The 1,889-nt window shown below is 64.2% G+C and carries 2 protein-coding genes; both read right to left on the reverse strand.

Features of this window, described 5'->3' with window-relative positions:
• Positions 1-175: 175 nt before the first annotated feature.
• Entirely contained in the window at positions 176-307 is a 132-nt protein-coding gene (locus VGP39_RS07510) for a hypothetical protein (RefSeq protein WP_327567475.1), read from the reverse strand.
• A gap of 61 nt (positions 308-368) precedes the next feature.
• Positions 369-1,445, reverse strand: coding sequence for a transposase (locus tag VGP39_RS07515; protein ID WP_414644590.1), 1,077 nt, complete (start codon positions 1,443-1,445; stop codon positions 369-371).
• Positions 1,446-1,889 lie beyond the last annotated feature (444 nt).

The raw sequence follows: 1,889 nt of genomic DNA on the forward strand, positions 1-1,889 counted from the left end.
TCAAGAGGCCTGGCCGCAAATTCTCATCCGGCAGCGGGCGCCTGATATCGCGACGGTCTGTGGCTGGGTCGCGGTCAAGGAGCGGGCCGTCAGGCCGCCCGCCCTGGCGGCGCGAAGCGTGCTGTGTGCTGGGCATGTCCAGCAGTCTGGGGGTGGAAGTCCCATAGGCGTTAAATTAGCCACGCAGCGGATAGCAGACATGGGGCTTTCGTTTTCGTCTGGGATGGGCGAGGCGGCGATGCACATTGGCGGCTGCCTGCAGGAGATCATCGAGAGCGATGCGGCCGATGACGGCGATCAGCACCACGCGCCGGGTGATATCCCACACGCGCCAGAGCGAAGGCGTGTCGGCAGCGTCGAGCAGGTTCTCAGGGGGAAGATGCCAGGAATTCCTGGCCGAGGTCGTCGCACAGCAAGGCGAGGATGAGATGTGCGGTCAGCCAGCTACGTGATGCCCGCTCGGTTTGGGTCGGAATACGGTCCCTGTGCAGCAGCGATTTTAACCGTTTGAACGCGAGTTCAATTTGCCCACGCAAACGATAGACCGCGAGCAGTTCCTCGGCCGGATAACCCTCATTTGGCAACGAGGTGCCCAGGATCATGAACTCTGCGGCGATCAGGCTACGCGGATCGAGCACCTTTTGCTTGCGTAATGCCGCGCTGCATAATTGCCTGCGGGCAGCCTCGGTCGCCTCCGCTGTCTTGCGTTGAATGATCAGGCGCAGGGTCAACGGCGGATCCAGCGGGCCAACCTTGGCGCGCACCATCACTTCGTGCGGCGCCATGTCGGCCGGCAGCGTGCCGAGATGCGTGATGAGATCGAAGTCGGATCCGTCCTGGCGGGTCAGGCTGAAGGCATTCCAACCCACCCGGACGATGAAATCGGCTTGCTCAGCACTCCGCTGGCGGAAGCGGTGCAGGCTCGGGGCACGGGCAAAATTACGGTCGCCAATCCGTATCTCGCCCGGGATGGGGGCGCCGCGATTGATCGTCTCGGCGCCATGCTTGTCGGTCAGCGCGAAATGCGAGAAGCCACCGCGTCCGAGGTCGTAGACCGCGTGCAGCCGCCAACGGGTCGTCTTGCTGCCAGGCTGGCAAAAGCAGCTGCCGTCGCTGGCGCGCAGGCTACGTCCGCTCCACCGCACGGCCGCGCCCGGAGCCTGGTCTGCCAGTTGGCTGACCATCACCGCATCCAAGAACTCGACCGCTTTGTCGAGACGATACTTCACCGCTGGGTCGCTCATCTCAGCGACGCCGAGCATCGTCCCCCAGGCGGCTGTCTCGCTCAGCGACAAGCCGCCGGGGCCGCGCGCCAGCGCCAGACGCAGCAGGTCGGCGCCGCTACCGAGCGCGCGCCTGCGCTTGATCGCCTTGGTTTGTCGGGCGAGGTCGTCGAGATCAAGCGTGGCCGGAAGTCGCCGCAGCAACGCGTCAAACTGATCCATCGGGAGCGATGCTGTGTTTTGCATCTGCCCCAAAAAACGTACCGCGACGCGTCGGATCAAGCGCTAATTTAACGTCTATGGGTGGAAGTCCCCTGTGCAACCTGATGGAGGTGAAGCACGAGTGAAGCGCAAGGGCGGAACCGCGAGGGACCGTCTGAAGGAAGCGTGGAGCGAAATCGCGATCCGACGAACAGCAACCGGATATGAGGCAGCATCGGCCGGACGAGCGGGCTGACGGTCGCGAAGTCCATATCCATCAAGGGCCGAGACTGTAAATCCGGCGGATGTGCGAGGAAGGACACTGGGCTTACCCCAGGAGATCTGCACCGTGTCCCCCGGGACTGAGGGAGCCGAGAGGCCCCCTGACCGCGGTGCAGAAGTCAGCAAAGGGCATAGTAGGCCGGCGCGCCGGCCGAAGGCCCGAACGGTCCCCGCAAGGGGGTG

The organism is Bradyrhizobium sp. (assembly GCF_036009065.1).
GTDB lineage: Bacteria > Pseudomonadota > Alphaproteobacteria > Rhizobiales > Xanthobacteraceae > Bradyrhizobium.